Here is a 16,707-nt window from a genome sequence, read left to right on the forward strand (position 1 = left end):
GAAAGCCCCCTTCTCCAGATCCCGCCTCTTCGAGGCGGATCCATCCCCTGCCCTTTGGGCTGCCGCCGTTTGGCCTAAAAGGAAAGCGCTTTTATGGGCAGGCTAAGCGCCTTTTGGATTTCAGGCCAAGCTTGGAAGTCCTATGTGGGCATCCTGCAGAGGATGCCCAAGCCGGGCTCATTTGCGAGCATAGCCTGCACATTAAGCGAGCACCTTAGAGCCCGGCCGAAGCACTTCCATCTCCAAGGGGGCACGTGCTTACCGGTATCTCCAAAAGGTAGATAAGTCGTAAGCATTTAGTCACTTGGAGAAAGTGTACGCTTTTAGTGAATAGTGCAGGCAGTGTAAAATCTGCGGCACTATATGAATTGTGTATCGCACTTTCATCCCTGATTCCTCATTTTCCGCACAAAAAAGGCCGTACCGGAGTACAGCCTTTTTTTGTGAGATTTCACTGCTTCTGCAGCTGTTTTTCTACTTTTTCCAGTGCCATTTCCAGGGTGTGCCAGCCCAGGGTGGCGCATTTTACGCGGACCGGCATTTTAGAGATATCCTTCAGGGTAATGGCGGCTTCCAGTTCTTCCAGTTGGGAGTCATCGGTCACTTTGCCCCGGATCATGTCGAGGAAGAGCCGGCAGAGCCGGAGTCCCTCTTCCACGGTTCTCCCCTGCAGGAGTTCCGCCATCATGGCTGTGGAGGCCTGGCTGATGGCGCAGCCGGTGCCGGTGTAAGCCAGGTCTTTGATGATGCCGTTTTCAATTTTGGCTTCAATATCAATATCGTCCCCGCAGCTCGGGTTATGCCCGTGTTCATGGACCGTGGGATCCGTAATTTTGCGTTTATTGGTCTTATCCTTGTTATATTCCAGAATCAGATCGGTGTAGAGCTGTTTTAATTCCATCAGTCATCATACCCCATAACTTTCCGTACATCCTTCAGTTTATCCAGGAAATAGTCCACTTCGTCTTCCGTATTGTAGAAATAGAAAGATGCCCGGCAGGATGCATTGATTCCCAGGTAATAGTGGAGAGGTTCTGCGCAGTGATGGCCGGTGCGGATGCAGATGCCGTCGGCAGAAAGAATCTGGGCCACATCGTGGGGATGGACGCCTTCCACTTCAAAGGCCACGAGTCCCTCTTTTTCTTCCGGATTTTCCGGTCCGATGATATGGATGAAGGGGAGCTCCTTCATGCCTTCGATGCACCGGGTGACAAGCTTTCTTTCCTGGGCCCGGATTTCATCATAGCCGATGGCTTCCACGTACTTAATGGCTGCCACCAGGCTCACGGCGCCTTCCACGTACTGGGTACCCGCCTCAAATTTGGCAGGCAGTTCGGCAAAGGTGGTTTCCTGTTCGTGCACATCGTCGATCATGTCACCGCCCATCATGAACGGTTCCATATCATTCAGCAGTTCTTCCTTGCCATACAGCACACCGATACCCCCCATGGAGCACATCTTGTGACCGGAAAAAGCAAAGAAATCGCAGTCCAGGTCCTGTACGTCTACCCTCTTATGAGGCGTGGACTGGGCACCGTCCAGCACGACCACGGCGCCGTGGGCATGGGCCCTCTGAATGAGAGGCTTCGGATCAAAATCAATGCCAAGGACGTTGGATACCTGGGCGAAGGCGAAAATCTTGACCCTGGGGTCATCGATTTTCTTCAGTTCTTCTTCCGGGAAATGGCCGGTCTTCTTATCTACATAGATATAATCCAGTACGGCACCGGTCTTCTGGGCTACTCTCTGCCAGGTGACCAGGTTCGAATGGTGTTCTGCAATGGTAATGAGGATGTGGTCCCCCTTTTTCAGGTGGGTTTCCCCGTAGGAACGGGATACCAGATTCAGGGATTCCGTGGTGTTTCTTGTATAAATGATTTCTCTGGCGCTTTTGGCGTTAATAAATTTCCGTACCACTTCCTTCGAAGAATCATAGGCTTCGGATGCGGAAATGGCAAAGATATGGGCGCCCCTGTGGGGGTTGCCGTTATCGTGGGTCACATAGTCCAATACCGCATTCACCACGGGCAGCGGACGCTGGGTGGTGGCGGCGTTATCGAAATAAACGATCTGATGCCCGTTCACCTTGGTTTCAAGGATGGGGAAATCTCTTCTGATCAGTTCACTGTTCATAATTATGCATTCTCCTTGGAATCCAGTTTATTCCTGAGTTCTGTAATCACTTCATCCCTTACGGATGCATCCATACCATCGATAATGGGCCGGATGAGCGCTTCAATCACGATTCTTCTGGCTTCTTCCAGGGAGAACCCGCGGCTCATGAGGAAATAGATGGTATTGGCATCCAGCTGTCCTGCACTGGATGCATGGTTCCCCTGCACATCGTCTTCCGTGCAGAGCAGGAGGGGCAGGGAAATATTCTTCGTCTTCGGTGCGAGCTGGATGGCGTAGTCTCCTTCATCCCCCACGGAACCGCTGCAGCCTCTCTTGAAGTCCAGGGTCCCCCGGAAAATCTTTTTCGATTCGTCATCCAGGGCTCCCTTCACGTCGATTTCAGCATGGGTTTTCCTGCCCACATGGTCGATATGATAGAAAAAGTCCAGATGCTGTTTACCGGTTCCTGCGTAGACCGCTTTTTCGGTCATGGAAGCATGTTTCCCTTCCAGCAGGCCATAGCTGTGGACGTAAATATCTTTGCCTCCCAGTTCGGCAGCAGAGAAATCGGCTTTTGCCCCTTCCGCCAGTACGGAATGACGCTGGTCAAACACATCGGTGCCGGAAAGTCCGGTTTCCACGCGGGATACCTTGAGTCTTGCCTCTTTATCGAGACGGTAATAGGCGCCAAAAAGGCTTGTTCCCTTTTCGCTTCCGCCGGAAATCCGGTATACCAGATCCAGGCTGGCCCCTTCTTCCAGATGGAATGTAAAAGCACCGGCGGTATCCGGATGTTCTTCACTGCCGGTCAATGACACGGTAAGCTGTGCCTTTGTATGGGCCGGAATGGTAATGGTATAATGACTGCCTTTTGCAAGGGCCTTTACCGTTTCTTCCGAGGCGCCCCGGAATTCTTCCGGAAGGGTGCCCCCTTCTACTACGTAGGTGGTATCGGAAAAAGCGGGAAGATTCCCTTTTCCCGGTGCTTCAAACTGCACCGGCGTATCGTTGGTGTGAAGATAACGGTATGTGAGCAGAGGCAGCCGGTTGATTCTGATTTCTTCCATAATGCCTCCTTATCCTATGGCCCCTTCGAATTCCAGATCGATGAGGCGGTTCATTTCCACCGCATATTCCAGTGGCAGTGCCTTGGAAATCGGTTCTGCAAATCCCCGAACCAGCATGGCCTTTGCATCTTCTTCAGAAAGGCCGCGGCTCATGAGGTAATAGATGTCTTCGTCCGGGATGCGGCCGATTTTCGCTTCATGGCCCAGGTCGATATCATCGTTTTCAATAACAATGTCAGGAATCGTATCAGACCGGGACTGGTCATCCAGCATCAACGATTCGCAGCTGATGGAGCCCTTCGTCCCCTTTGCGTCAGGTCCGATATACACGACGCCACGGTAAATAGCAGTGCCGCCGCCTTTGGAAATGGATTTGGAGTTCACTGTCATAGAAACATCTTTACCCAAAGCTTCTACCTTGGACCCGGTGTCCAGGAACTGTCCCTTGCCGGCAAAGGTAATACCCGTAAATTCACAGGTGGACCGGTCTCCCTTGAGAACCGTATCGGGGTACAGGCAGGATGTATGGGATCCAAAGGAACCGGAAACCCAGATCATATGTCCATCCTCTTCCACCAGGGATTTCTTGGTGTTCAGGTTGTACATGTTCTTCGACCAGTTTTCAATGGTGGAATACCGGAGGGTAGCCCCCTTCTTGACAAAGAGTTCTACAGCCCCGGCGTGGAGGTTTGCCACGTTATACCGAGGTGCGGAGCAGCCTTCAATGAAATGGCAGGATGCCCCTTCTTCCACGATGATCAGGGTATGTTCAAACTGCCCTGCTCCCGGCGCGTTCAGGCGGAAATAACTCTGGAGAGGCATTTCCACGTGAACCCCTTTGGGTACGTACACAAAGGAACCGCCGGACCAGACCGCATAGTGGAGGGCTGCAAATTTATGGTAACTGGGAGTGATAAGCTTTCCGAAATAGGGCTTAATCAGTTCCGGGTACTTCTTGACTGCCGTCTCGAAATCCACGTAAATGACGCCCTGCTCTTCCAGTTCTTTCTGGATATTGTGGTACACCACTTCCGAATCATACTGGGCACCAACACCGGCCAGGGACTTTTTTTCTGCTTCCGGAATGCCGAGGCGGTCAAAGGTTTCCCTGATATTTTCAGGAAGATCTTCCCACCGGGCCTTCATGTCCGTCTTCGGGCGGACATAGGTATCGATATGCTCCATGTCGAGCTCTGAAATATCCGGAGCCCAGGGCGGAATATCCAGTTTATTATAAATTTTTAAAGCCTGGAGACGTTTCTCAAGCATCCATTCCGGTTCATCCTTTTCTTTGGAAATTTCCCGGATTACCTCTTCCGTAAGACCTGTATCGGCCTTGTAGGAGTATTCTACCTTATCTTTGATATCGTAAATACTGCGGTTAACGTCTTCTACCTGGCTTTTCTTCTTTTCTTCAGCCATGATTACACCTCTTTGCGGTATGCATCAAAGCCGTTGGTCTCGATTTCATCCACCAGTTCCGGGCCGCCTTCCTTGACGATGCGGCCGTCAATGAGCACATGCACGTATTCCGGCGTAATGAACTTCAGGATCTGGTTCAGGTGGGTAATGATGAGAAGGGAATTGTTCTCATTGTGGTATTCGGAAATATTTTTGGAAACAATGCGCACCGCATCCACATCGAGGCCGGAGTCCGTTTCATCGAGCATGGCCAGCTTCGGATCCAGGATACGCATCTGGAGAATTTCACTCTTCTTCCGTTCACCACCGGAGAAACCATCATTCAGGTACCGCTGGGAATAGGAAGGATCCATGGCCAGGTCTTCCATTCTCGCCTTCATGAGACGCTTGAAAGGAAAGAGCCGCTGCTGCTTGCCGGTAATGGTGGTCTTGGCAGTACGGATGAAATTTTCCATGGTAATACCGGCTACGGAAATGGGGTTCTGGAAGGAAAGGAAAATCCCCAGCTTTGCCCTTTTATCTACAGACAGGTTCGTAATATCCTGTCCCTCAAAATAAATATGGCCCTCAGTAACCTTGTAAACAGGATTTCCCATGATGGCATGAAGCAGTGTCGATTTACCTGCCCCGTTAACGCCCATAATAACATGGACTTCCCCCTTGTTCACGGTGAGGTTAATGCCGTGGAGGAGTTCTTTCCTGCCTACGGAGACGTGGAGATTTTCCACGCGAAGTAATTCACTCATTTGATCACCTCATATATATTGTAACCCGTATGCGCTTAGTTACGTATACAATTAAAATCTTATTCCATTTTATATTATTTCTTTCGATATGTCCATACGTATTCCCGCGGTAAGGTCCTAAATACGCCGATACAATCGGCGGAAGGGCCTAAATTATCGAATATTTTCTATATGTAATCTATACCGTATCGTTTTCGATAGATTGAATGAGAGAAAGAGATACGCATACTTTTTTGCCAATTCGTAATATTGCGGTTTGTCGAGCTGTTGAGGGAGCTGATGGATAGAGTCATTCGCGCGGGGGCTTCTAGCTACTAGCGGCTAGCAACTAGGAAAGCTCTACAGCCTACGGCACCAATGACTGGCGGAAATACCGGATGGGAAGCGCCGCAGGCTGGCCACCTTTCCTAGCAGCTAGAAGCTAAAAGCTAGCAGCCCCGTGTGAGTGACTCTACACGCAAGCATACTAACCGCCAACCCCAACAGCTCGACAAACTGAAATTGGCAATATCGTTATGTCCTTCATTCCTTCCGGAAAAGCAAAAAGCCGTAAGGATTTTATACCATCCTTACGGCTTTCCCCTTATCTTCTGTATCCCGGGCCGGGGCAGTAATAATTGCCATCATCACTGCTGTTCCTGCCGCCGCGCCATCCGCCGCAGCCATAGCCCCGTCCGTAATTACCGTTGTCAGACCGGGAATCGCTGCTGTAGTAAGCTCTTGGGCCATAGCAGTAGCCGTTCCAGCTGTCCTGGCTTTCCGCCAGCACGCTGTAACCGCCGAAAGCAATCAGTCCGGCTGCGGCCAGAGATATGAGTAAGGTTGATTTCTTCATAGGTATACCTCCTGTAAAAGGACAGGCCTTAGAGGCTCGTCCCTCATTTATAGATTTATTTCTATCCTCATTATATCATCTGCCGCAAGTGCTCTTGGCCAGGTAAAACGTCAAAGGGAATCTACCTGTATCAGAATATTGCGGTTTGACGAGCTGTTGGGGGGGGCGGATGGCATGCTTGCGGATAGAGTCACTCGCATGGAGCTCTTAGCTTCTAGCGGCTAGCTGTTAGGAAGGCTGATCCGCCTGCGGCGCTTCCACCCGTTATTCCCGTCAGTCATTCGTGCTGTAGGCTGGCCAGCTTTCCTGGAAGCTAGCAGCTAACAGCTAGAAGCTCCGCACGAATGACTCTCTCCACCAGCGTCGCCCCATTAGCTCGACAAACTGAAATATTCCTATACCATGTTACTTTAATGTCCAAGTGCCCTATTTCCTCACTGCTTCTGGGGATGATCAAAGAACCACTTACTTGCGATGGAATCATAGGTTCCGTCATTCATGATTTCCTGCAGGGCCGTGTTCACTTCTTCCCTCAGTTTGTTATTGTCTTTCGCCATGGCGATGGCAAAATTATCTTCCGTCGGAATGGTACCTACAATGGTAAGTTTATCGCTTCCACCATGCTCCAGATCATAGACAGCTGCCTGGTCTCCTGTGATACCGGCCTGTGCCTGTCCGGATTCCACGGCCCTGAACACATCAGCATAGTGGTCCATGGAAAGGATCTTCGATGGTTCATAATCCTTGAGCCTTGCTTCACTGGTGGATGCCCGCTTGGCCGCCACCACTTTTCCTTTCAGGTCCTTTTCGTTGCGGATGCTGGAATTCTCCTTTGGTACAACTACGGAATAGCCACTGAGCTTATAGTAGGGATCAGAGAATGCGACCTGTTTCTTTCTTTCATCGGTCACTGTAATGGCACTAATAGCCATATCCGCCTTTTTCTCTTCCACTGCCTTCAGAAGCTGGTCGAAAGGCAGGTCCGTGAATTCCACCTGTGCCCCCATTCTATCAGCCACCGCTTTAGCCAGGTCCACTTCAAATCCTACAATCCGTTTATCCTCATTTTTGTAACGGAATGGAGGATATGCCGCTTCCGTAGCCACCTTAAGCACCTTTCCCTGCTTCGATACAGCTGTCTGGCCGGAAGGCTCCTGTCCTCCGCAGCCGGCAGCCAGGACCAGGGTCCCTGCCATCATAACCAGTGCCATGCCATTTCTTAAACCTTTAACCATTTGGACCTCCTTTGCACCTTGGAAACCACAGATGTCCCTGGAAATCCTGTACAAACCAGTGAGACTGCGTTTTCCTGCGTCCGTCCGCTGAAATAAATTATAATCTCTGACATTAATATATACATTTTTTATATTTCAACTTTAAAAATTCAATAATTTTTAATCATTTCTGTAATGGAATAAAAGAAAGTTCACCACCCCATGTCTTTACACTGCCTGATCGGGAATATTGCGGTTTGTCGAGCTGTTGAGGGGACTGATGGATAGAGTCATTCGCGCGGGGGCTTCTAGCTACTAGCGGCTAGCAACTAGGAAAGCTCTACAGCCTACGGCACGAATGACTGACGGAAATATCGGGTGAGAAGCGCCGCAGGCGGAACAGCTTTCCTAGCAGCTAGAAGCTAACAGCTAGCAGCCCCGTGCCAGTGACTCTATCCAATAGCATGCCAAACCGCTCGCTCTAACAGCTCGACAAACTGAAATATTGTAACTACCATCCGGGCCAAATAAAAAGAGGCCGCCCTTTTAAGGGCAGCACTCTTTCTAAAAAACTTATTTCTTCATATCCGGTATCTTGCTGATGTTTTCATCGGAGAACCAGCGGTCATAGATCTTATCGTATTCCCCGTTTTTCATAAGCGTATCCAGGGCATCATTGACCTGGTCCCGGAGGCCTTCGTCCTTTTTGCTGATCATCATGACGAATCCACCGGAGCCGTTGATGATCCCCGCCTGTTTCAGTTTGTCCGAAGCCCCGTGGGACAGGTAGAACCGAGCCACCGGCTTATCGAGAATCAGCGCATCCGCCTCATTGTCTTCCACCGCTTTGATGAGCTGGTCATGGTAATCGTATTCTTTGACCTCTGCTCCATACTGTTTAGCGGTCTCCACGTAAACCGTTCCTTTTTCTACGGCCACTTTCTTTCCCTTCAGGTCCTCGGGGCCTTTGATTTTATTATCCTCTTTCCGGGAAAGGATAGACACGTTTTCCTTGCTGTAATAGATATTGCTGAAATCCACCTTGTCCGCCCTGTCCTGGGTCATATCAACAGCCGCCACGGCGATGTCCGCTTTGTTTGATACCAGGGCCGGCACCATTTCATTGAAAGGCATGCTCTCGTATACCACCGATGCTCCCAGTTCTTTGGCCACGGCCTTCGTGATATCCACATCAAAGCCGATAATCTTCCCTTCCGTATCCCTGTACACAAAGGGTGGATAAGTGGCAATGCAGGCCACCTTCAGTTCTTTTTTTGCTGAAGAAGCAGCTGCAGGGCTGGCGGAAGAAGCCGGTTTTGCTCCCCCCGTACTGCCACATCCTGCCGCAAGGCTCATCATTCCCAATACTGATACAATGGATACCGCTTTTACCCAATGATTCATAAGCAACGCCTCCCGAAAAACACTTTCCCTACAAGGCCCATTATTTTCTTCATTATACCAAATGCCGACGTCCCATAACAGTACAGCAGTTCATTGGACAGAGCAGAAAACAGGTCCAAATGTCTCACCGGATGCAATGAAAGAACTGGTTTAATAGTAACGGGCTTCCTGCTTTCTATTGCTTTTTTCCAGTAATGATGTATAATATAGGACATGGCTCTGCAGTACTGATTTATGGCAGTCTCCGGGCCCCGTGCAATGAAATCCCATGAACCCGGTCAGGTCCGAGAGGAAGCAGCCGTAAGTGGTCCTTTTCATGTGACACGGTGCATCCTGGAGGCTGTCATAAATGAGGACTGCAAAGCTTTTTTTATGGGATGAAATAATGGGGTATTGTATAATGTATATAAATAGAGAGGTGAAAGAGGGAATAAGATACCATTAATCCAGCTTTGTGTTAAGGGCCCTATTCCTATAGTTCCATTCTCCTTTTTCATTCTCCCCATCCCTATCTGTCAGGAGGTCATGTATGGCGTATCTCGCATTATATAGAAAATGGCGGCCCCGTACTTTTTCGGAGGTTGTCGGGCAGAAACATATTTCCATTCCTCTCCAGCGGGCCATTGAGCAGGACCGCCTGGCCCATGCCTATCTGTTTTCGGGCCCCCGGGGTACCGGTAAAACCAGTATGGCGAAAATTCTGGCCAAGGCAGTGAACTGTCTCCATCCCAATGGAGCCAATCCCTGCAATGAATGTCAGAGCTGCCGGGAAATCAATGAAGGTTCAAGTCTGGATGTTTATGAAATCGATGCCGCATCCAACCGGGGCATTGAAGAAATCCGTGCGCTGAAGGAATCGGTGCGTACCCTACCTGCCGTGAGCCGGAAGAAAGTCTACATCATCGATGAAGTTCACATGCTCACGAAGGAAGCATTCAATGCTCTCCTGAAGACGCTGGAAGAGCCGCCAGCCCATGTATTATTTATACTGGCCACCACGGAGCCCGAGAAAATCCCGCTCACAATCCTTTCCCGATGCCAGCGTTATGAATTTCACCGCATTTCAGTGGCCGACATTAAAGAACACCTTTTGTATATTGCTAAAGAAAGCGGGCTTCCACTGACGGAAGACGCCGCGGATCTTATTGCTGTCCGAGCCGATGGCGGCCTCCGCGATGCCCTTTCCCTGCTGGACCAGTGCTCTTCCGCTTCAGAATCCAAGGTACTGGACGCTCAAGCGGTATATGAACTTCTTGGCCTTACCGGAAAAGACCGGATTCTTGATTTGTCCCACCATATATTTAACGGAAAAAGTGGCGAAACCCTGTCCCTGTTTTACAGTATCCTGCAGGAAGGGAAAGAGCCGGCTGCTGTTCTTCGGGACCTGCTGGAGCATTTCCGGAATCTTATGATATGCAAAATCAATCCCAAAGCTCCGGAGCTGACCCAGTACGGAAAGCAGATAGAGACGCTCCGTTCCGACGCTTCCCGGCTTTCTGAGCCCTATCTGGATGCTCTTTTTGAAGAGCTCCATTCCGCTTTAAGCGAGGCCAAAAGGAGCTCATCCCCCCGGCTCAGTGCGGAAATGGGACTCCTCCACCTGTGCCGGATCAAAGGTTCCGCATCTCTGGATTCCCTGGCTGAACGGGTCACCCGGCTGGAGGCAGAAGTAGAACGGCTGAGAAAAGGGATTTCTTCTTCACCATCCGCCCAGACCTACACACCACCGGTTCCGCGGCCCATACAGTACGCAGTCCCTCCTGCCATGCCGCCGGCCCCTCCCGCCCCAATGCCTGAGACCCCTCCTAAGCAGGCCGCACCGTCTCCCATGACAAATCCTCCCGCAGGGCCGGAGATTCCAAAACCTGCGGCTGCCACCGTTTCCAGGCCCATGGTTTCCCGCTCTGCAGCAAAAACAAATCCACCGCCAGCGGTCCATCCAACAAATCATTCGAATACCCCTTCACTATCCCCTTCCCCTGCCGCTTCACCTTCCACTCTCATTAACCCCGCCTCTTACAGTGAGTTGTGGCAGAAAGTACTGGGGTATTTCATGTCCATCCGGCGGATCGATGTATTTACCTGCCTCAGGAAAAGCCAGCTCATCTACTGCACCAATACCCGGGCCATCGTATCGGCGCCCCAGCCTTTTCTGGTATCCGCCGGAAATAATCCGTCCTACCAGAAGGTGGCAGCCGAGGCCTTTAATAAGGTCACCGGCCATCCCATTGAGATGCATACGGTCCTTAAAGGCAGCGAAGAAGAGGCGTCGGCCTTTGCCCTTTTAAAGGCGCCAGCCCCTGCCCAGCCAGCTACAGCCCCGCCGGAAAGGCCGCAGGAAAAGCCGGATTACCGGCAGGTCACCAGGGATGAGATTCCCCCGTCCGACAGAAGTAATCCATCTCTCAATGAAGCCTTGAAAATCATGACAGACTGTGATATATATGAAAAGACTGAATCATAATTCAGGAAAACATGAATCCATGTTTCCCTGCGTATTCCCAAGGAGGAACCCATATGTTTGGAAATAAAGCACAGATGCAGAATATGCTGAAAAAAGCACGGAAAATGCAGGAAGAACTGCAGAAGAAGCAGGAAGCCCTGAAAAAGCAGACCATCGATGTATCCGTTGGAGGCGGTGCTGTAGCCCTTACTATGAACGGTGAAAAACAGATTGTAGCCCTGAAAATTGCCAAGGACGCCATTGATCCGGAGGATCCGGAAATGCTGGAAGACCTGATTACCACTGCTGTCAATGAAGCCGGAAAGAAAGCAGATGAAATGGTACAGAAGAGCATGAGTGAAGTCACCGGCGGCCTCGGCCTCCCCGGCGGAATGTTCTAATGAATAGAGAACTTGATGAGGTTGCAGAACAGTTCCGTAAACTGCCGGGTATCGGCGTCAAAAGCGCCCGGCGCCTGGCCTATTTTATGCTGGAGCGTCCCCAGGAAGAGGTAGATGCCTTTCTGGCTGCCATAAGGAATGCCCGCAGTAAAGTATGCTACTGTTCCATCTGCTGCAATCTTTCCACATCGGACCCCTGTGAAATCTGCAGCGATGATCGGCGGGACCATTCTGTCATCTGCGTAGTGGAACAGCCCCAGGACGTAACAGCCATGGAGCAGAGCCAGGAATACCATGGGCTCTACCATGTACTCCACGGTGCCCTTTCCCCGCTGGATGGCATTGGGCCGGAGCAGCTGAAAATCAAAGAACTGCTGAAGCGTCTGGAAACGGATACCGTAAAAGAAGTCATCATCGCTACAGACCCCGATACAGAGGGCGAAGCGACAGCCTATTATCTTTCCCGGCTCATAAAGCCTTCCGGCATTAAAGTCACCCGTATAGGACGGGGGATTCCTGCCGGAGGTGCCATCGGTTTTTCCGATGGCATGACCTTGGCCGGAGCCGTGGAGAACAGAAAGGAAATCTGAGTCTATGATTGAATCTTTAGGTGCACTGGGTGGCTATGGCATTACCAGTATCATCATCATCATTGTGGCTTTCTTCTTTTTCGCCCATTTCGTCAAGAAAATCATCGGCAATATTATCATGGGCGGCATTCTCTTCTGGCTGCTCAATACGGTCGGAATTACCCATATGACCCTGACCACCATGCACGGCATTGTGGTCGCTTTATTCGGTGTTCCCGGCACCATCGTTCTTGCTCTTCTCAACCTGATGGGGTAAAAGGAAATCAAAAAGACAGCACTGTTCCATGCAGTGCTGTCTTTTTGATTGGAATACCTTCGAGCAGGAGGAATCTTCCAGGCATTATCATTTTTATTCTGTCTTTTCCGCCAGTTCATCCCATTTCCGATAGAGGTCATCCAGTTTCTTTTTCGTTTCCTCATATTCCTGGGCCAGCTCAGAATAATTGTCCGGATTCATGCTCATCTGGACTGTGTACATCTTCATGGTGGCCTCCAGCCGTCCAATCTCCATTTCCACATGGTTCAATTTGGAAATATCCGCCTGCGACGGTTCCTCTTTCGGCTGGTGCTGCTTCTCCAGGGGCTTTTCTTCTTTCTTTTCCTCTTCCTCGGCTTCCGCTTCTCCGTTTCTGTCTTTTTCAAATTCTTCGAGATCCTTTTTCTTTTCCTTGTAATAGCTGTAGTTGCCAAGGTATTCCGTCAGCTTCCCCTGATCCAGCTCAAGAATACGACCTGCTACCTTGTCCAGGAAGTAGCGGTCATGGGAAACGACAAGGCAGGTCCCGCCAAATGCCTTTAGCGCCTCTTCCATGATTTCCCGGGTAGGAATGTCCAGGTGGTTTGTCGGTTCATCGAGAATCAGGAAATTCGGTTTTTCCAGGAAGAGACAAAGGAGTGACAGCCTGGCTTTTTCTCCCCCTGAAAGCATGCCCACCGTTTTAAATACATCATCTCCCCGGAACAGGAACATGCCCAGTACATTCCGGGCTTCTTTTTCTCCGAAGTTGAATGTATCCCTTACTTCATCAAGTACAGTGAGCTTTGGATGGAGCCGTTCCTGTTCCTGGGAATAATAGCCCATCTTCACGTTATTGCCAAGCTGCACAAAACCGGTGTCCGGTTTCTTTTCTCCCGTAATAATTTTAAGAAGGGTCGTCTTCCCTGCCCCGTTAGGTCCGATAAGGCCCACAGTCTCCCCTTTGCGGATATGCATGGTGAGGTCTTTAAAAAGGACCTGATGCCCATAAGAGCCTTCTACCCGAAGTACATCCAGTACCTTATCCGCACACTCCTGGGGTGGGTCGAAATGAAAACGGAGCGATGCCTGGTGCACCGGTTTTTCCAACCGCACAAGGCGGTCCAGCTGGGACTGCCGTCCCCTTGCCTGCTTCGCTTTGATACCTGCCTTATAACGGCGTATATACTCTTCCGTCTCTTTGATGTGCTCCTGCTGCTTGTCATAGGCCTTCTGGTACGCCCTGTCCTGGTTCTCCTTCGTTTCCATATACCGGGTATAGCCACCCCGGAAAGAGCGGATATGGTGATTTTCCAGATCCAAAATGCCCGTGGCTGCGGCATCCAAAAAATACCGGTCATGGGAAATCATAAGGATGCCGCCTTTATAGGAACGAAGGTAATCCTCCAGCCATTCCAGCATGTTCATATCCAGGTGGTTTGTGGGTTCATCGAGAAGAAGGAAATCGGGGTGCCGCACAAAGGCAGCGGCCAGGTTGATTCGTACCTTCTGTCCGCCGGAGAAAGAACGGATATCCCGGTCCCAGTCTTCTTTGGAAAATCCAAGGCCCGTCAGGATTTTTCTTGTGGTAGATTCGTACTCATATCCTCCCAGAAATTCAAACCGCTCCTCTGCTTTCCCGTATTCCCTGACCAGGGCTTCATCACCTTTATTTGTTTCCAGCTCCTTCGCCAGTCTTTCAATCTTATCTTTATAAAAAAGCACATCCTTCCAGGCTTCTTCCATTTCTTCCCGGATGGTATGGCTGGTATAGTTGAAATCCTGCCGGAGGTATCCAATAATAGCCCCGTCGCTGGCTTTCACGGATCCTTTATCATATTCCTCGGCTCCCATAATGCACTTCAGGAGCGTTGTCTTGCCGGCGCCATTAGCTCCTACAAGACCGATCCTTTCACCGCTTCTCACATCAAATGATACATTTTCAAATACCGTTTTTATTCCAAAGGATTTTGATAATCCACTGATTTTTAAAGTTGCCATAATTCTTCCTGTTTATAACCAATGTGTATATATAAATGTATTGCCCAATCGAATGAATGGGACTAAGAGTTGTGGTTTGGGCACCGCTTCGCTGGTGCAACCGGATTGTGACCACTCACTTCCCACATTACTTCACAATATCCGCCTTAATGATAATCACAATTTCAGACTCATCAGTTGTGGTACTGCGGCTCTGGAACAGCTTCCCAAGCAAGGGAATATCTCCGAGAATTGGTACCTTTCTCATTGTTTTTGCCTGCTCTCTATCTATGAGTCCGCCAATGGTGAGCATATCTCCCGATTTCAACCGCACCATAGTATTGGCTGAACGGGTAATGATGCGGTATGCTTTCATTTCCGGTACCAGGTAAGGCGTGGATACTTCGGCATGCACATCGGCGGTAATCTCATTTCTGTGACTGATAATAGGTGTATAGGTCAATTTGATCCCGGCGTCCTTGTATTCCGTAGCAGTCGTCTTGACGCCGTTTTCCATATGCTCTACGACTACCGGGATACGGCTGCCAATCAGGATTTCCGCTTTCCGTCCATTCATGGTCACCACATTGGGTCTTGCCAGGACCTTTGCTTTTCCCTGGGTCAGGAGGGCATTTAAGCGAGCCTGGAAGAAAAAAGTATAAGGATGCCCTGTCAGTGAACGGCCATAGGAAATGCCGGCATATCCATCGGGTACCGTCACATCCCATCCGTTTTTTTCAATGGACCGGACCTTAGGATTCCCATTCTTATCCGTCTTGATGTCCCCATTTTCATCCAGCACATAATGCTGCTCCGTCCAGCTGTCCCGATCATAGGACGCACTGCCTGTGAGGCTTTTAAAATCCCAGTCTATGCCGAGCTCTTTGGCATAGCTTTTATTGACAGCCACCACTTCTGCTTCCACTTTGACCTGTTTTTCCGGTACATCCAGTTCCTTCACAAGGCTTTCCGCCTGCATCAGTTCCTCTGGTGTACCGCTGACGACCACCGTATTGGCAGAAGGGCTGAATGTGACCTTCCCACCGGAGGTTACATTTTTTAATCCTTCCGCCACTTCCCTGGCTTCCGCATAGGAAAGGCGGAAAGCCCGGGCACTGATGCCCGCATTTTTTGACACTTTTCGATTGAAAACGATCATCGTATGGCCTTCAGTGCGAGCTGAGAGTCCGCAGGAAGCAAGGACAGAATGCAGCGCCTCCTCCGGCGTCACATGGTCGAGACTGGCTGTCACCGTTTCCCCCAGATCCCCGGAAAACACGAGGTTTCGTCCCGTCATTTCCGCCAGGGCCCGAAGGATTTCTTCTGCCGGCGCATCTTTGACATGAAGACTGAAATTTCTATCTTCCCTGCTTCCGTTCCCGTCCTGTGAAAATTCAGAAATTTCAGATGGCCGGGAAGATGGCTGCATTCCTCCTGCCACTTCTTCCTGCACTGTGTCATGGACAGAAGAATTCATATCCATTTGTCCCGTTTTTTCCGATGCAGCAAAAGACAGTCCCATAGGAATCCATGTAAAAAGGGCACAGCAAAAAGCTATGCCCCCCGTTACCATCAGTGTGTGACAAGGGAAAGAGTGCCGGACGCGGAGGAAAGTACTACTGTTTTTTCCTGAATCTCGGAAACTGTCCATACGCCTGCACGCTCCCCTTCTCTAACCACATTTGTACTGCCATGTACTTCCAGAATAGCCCGCCGGTCTCCTTTATAAGACAGGATTCCCTTCAAGATGGGCTGTGAAGATTCCTTGTCCACTGTCCCCCTGCGGGCCGCCACCCTTTCCTGCTTTCCTGACGGACCTGACGAGTGATTTCCGGTATTATCTGCAGATTGGGGAATGATTCTTTTCCCATCTGCCTCCTGGATAGCCTCCATATGAAAAGGATCCACCAGGGGACCGCTTCGGCGATGGAGCGCCGCATTGTATTTCTGCACTGCATCTCCGGAGCTTCCATCTTCAGGTATCTCGCTAACCGTTACAGCAGCAGGCGTCCTGTCTCTTTCAGGAAGATTCTTCCGGGCAGTACCCATTCCATAAACGCCCCATAATGTCAGTGCCAGCACGGCCAGGCCGGCTGCCGGTATCATCCATTTATGCAGAGGGGACATGGGGCGCCTCCTTTGAAGTGAACGGGGCCTTCGGCCCTTGGGCTGTGTCCTGAAGACATGGCTCTGCCTCCGGCATGGCTATGCGCAGCAGGGCTAAGGCTTCGCCCGGGCTCAGGGAAGAAATATGA

The 16,707-nt window shown here is 50.4% G+C and carries 15 protein-coding genes and 1 other RNA gene; 5 read left to right on the top strand and 11 right to left on the bottom strand.

The window, feature by feature from the left end; translation table 11 throughout:
* Nucleotides 1–451: 451 nt before the first annotated feature.
* The 8 genes from sufU to ACFWUL_RS07550 form a co-directional block, all read right to left on the bottom strand.
* Nucleotides 452–901 carry a Fe-S cluster assembly sulfur transfer protein SufU gene (sufU, locus tag ACFWUL_RS07515; protein WP_297021875.1) on the bottom strand — a complete coding sequence of 150 codons (450 nt, stop codon included), beginning with the start codon at nucleotides 899–901 and terminating at the stop codon, nucleotides 452–454.
* Complete coding sequence (locus ACFWUL_RS07520) at nucleotides 901–2,133, bottom strand: SufS family cysteine desulfurase (RefSeq protein WP_416176863.1); 1,233 nt, start codon at nucleotides 2,131–2,133, stop codon at nucleotides 901–903. Before ACFWUL_RS07520 ends, sufU begins: the two co-directional genes overlap by 1 nt.
* Before the next feature lie 2 nt (nucleotides 2,134–2,135).
* Entirely contained in the window at nucleotides 2,136–3,182 is a 1,047-nt protein-coding gene (locus ACFWUL_RS07525; RefSeq protein ID WP_416176864.1) for a SufB/SufD family protein, read from the bottom strand.
* A 9-nt stretch (nucleotides 3,183–3,191) separates the two neighbouring features.
* Nucleotides 3,192–4,604, bottom strand: a complete 1,413-nt coding sequence (gene sufB / locus ACFWUL_RS07530) for a Fe-S cluster assembly protein SufB (protein ID WP_416176865.1) — start codon at nucleotides 4,602–4,604, stop codon at nucleotides 3,192–3,194.
* Nucleotides 4,605–4,606: 2 nt separating this feature from the next.
* Nucleotides 4,607–5,350: a Fe-S cluster assembly ATPase SufC gene (gene sufC, locus ACFWUL_RS07535; RefSeq protein ID WP_416176866.1), complete on the bottom strand. Its 744-nt coding sequence runs from the start codon at nucleotides 5,348–5,350 to the stop codon at nucleotides 4,607–4,609.
* A 583-nt stretch (nucleotides 5,351–5,933) separates the two neighbouring features.
* On the bottom strand, nucleotides 5,934–6,185 hold the full coding sequence (locus tag ACFWUL_RS07540) for a hypothetical protein (RefSeq protein ID WP_297041580.1): 252 nt from the start codon (nucleotides 6,183–6,185) through the stop codon (nucleotides 5,934–5,936).
* Between the two features lie 434 nt (nucleotides 6,186–6,619).
* On the bottom strand, nucleotides 6,620–7,420 hold the full coding sequence (locus ACFWUL_RS07545) for an ABC transporter substrate-binding protein (protein WP_297019479.1): 801 nt from the start codon (nucleotides 7,418–7,420) through the stop codon (nucleotides 6,620–6,622).
* 552 nt (nucleotides 7,421–7,972) lie between these two features.
* Nucleotides 7,973–8,803, bottom strand: a complete 831-nt coding sequence (locus ACFWUL_RS07550; RefSeq protein ID WP_416176867.1) for a substrate-binding periplasmic protein — start codon at nucleotides 8,801–8,803, stop codon at nucleotides 7,973–7,975.
* A gap of 242 nt (nucleotides 8,804–9,045) precedes the next feature.
* On the opposite strand from ACFWUL_RS07550, the gene ffs reads away from it, so the two are divergent.
* The 5 genes from ffs (at nucleotide 9,046) to ACFWUL_RS07575 (ending at nucleotide 12,493) form a co-directional block, all read left to right on the top strand.
* Nucleotides 9,046–9,145: signal recognition particle sRNA small type (ffs, locus tag ACFWUL_RS07555), an RNA gene on the top strand.
* Between the two features lie 187 nt (nucleotides 9,146–9,332).
* Entirely contained in the window at nucleotides 9,333–11,267 is a 1,935-nt protein-coding gene (gene dnaX, locus ACFWUL_RS07560; protein WP_297041584.1) for a DNA polymerase III subunit gamma/tau, read from the top strand.
* Between the two features lie 53 nt (nucleotides 11,268–11,320).
* The gene (locus ACFWUL_RS07565) at nucleotides 11,321–11,647 is read left to right on the top strand and encodes a YbaB/EbfC family nucleoid-associated protein (protein WP_297041587.1); all 327 of its coding nucleotides are present in this window, start codon (nucleotides 11,321–11,323) and stop codon (nucleotides 11,645–11,647) included.
* A complete protein-coding gene (gene recR, locus ACFWUL_RS07570) occupies nucleotides 11,647–12,237 on the top strand; it encodes a recombination mediator RecR (RefSeq protein WP_297041589.1) in 591 nt (196 codons plus the stop codon). The genes ACFWUL_RS07565 and recR overlap by 1 nt, the downstream gene beginning before the upstream one ends.
* A 4-nt stretch (nucleotides 12,238–12,241) precedes the next feature.
* Nucleotides 12,242–12,493, top strand: coding sequence for an ABC transporter permease (locus ACFWUL_RS07575; RefSeq protein WP_297041591.1), 252 nt, complete (start codon nucleotides 12,242–12,244; stop codon nucleotides 12,491–12,493).
* A gap of 93 nt (nucleotides 12,494–12,586) precedes the next feature.
* Here the strand turns inward: ACFWUL_RS07575 and ACFWUL_RS07580 are convergent, their stop codons facing one another.
* From ACFWUL_RS07580 to ACFWUL_RS07590, 3 genes are all read right to left on the bottom strand, one after another.
* Nucleotides 12,587–14,473 (bottom strand): ABC-F family ATP-binding cassette domain-containing protein, encoded by a 1,887-nt coding sequence (locus tag ACFWUL_RS07580; RefSeq protein WP_416176868.1) that lies wholly within the window; start codon nucleotides 14,471–14,473, stop codon nucleotides 12,587–12,589.
* Between the two features lie 127 nt (nucleotides 14,474–14,600).
* A complete protein-coding gene (locus ACFWUL_RS07585) occupies nucleotides 14,601–15,974 on the bottom strand; it encodes a secretin N-terminal domain-containing protein (protein ID WP_297041595.1) in 1,374 nt (457 codons plus the stop codon).
* A gap of 50 nt (nucleotides 15,975–16,024) precedes the next feature.
* Nucleotides 16,025–16,579, bottom strand: a complete 555-nt coding sequence (locus tag ACFWUL_RS07590) for a hypothetical protein (RefSeq protein ID WP_416176869.1) — start codon at nucleotides 16,577–16,579, stop codon at nucleotides 16,025–16,027.
* Nucleotides 16,580–16,707: the final 128 nt, after the last annotated feature.

Origin of the sequence: Dialister sp. (assembly GCF_047832375.1) — a bacterium.
GTDB lineage: Bacteria > Bacillota > Negativicutes > Veillonellales > Dialisteraceae > Dialister.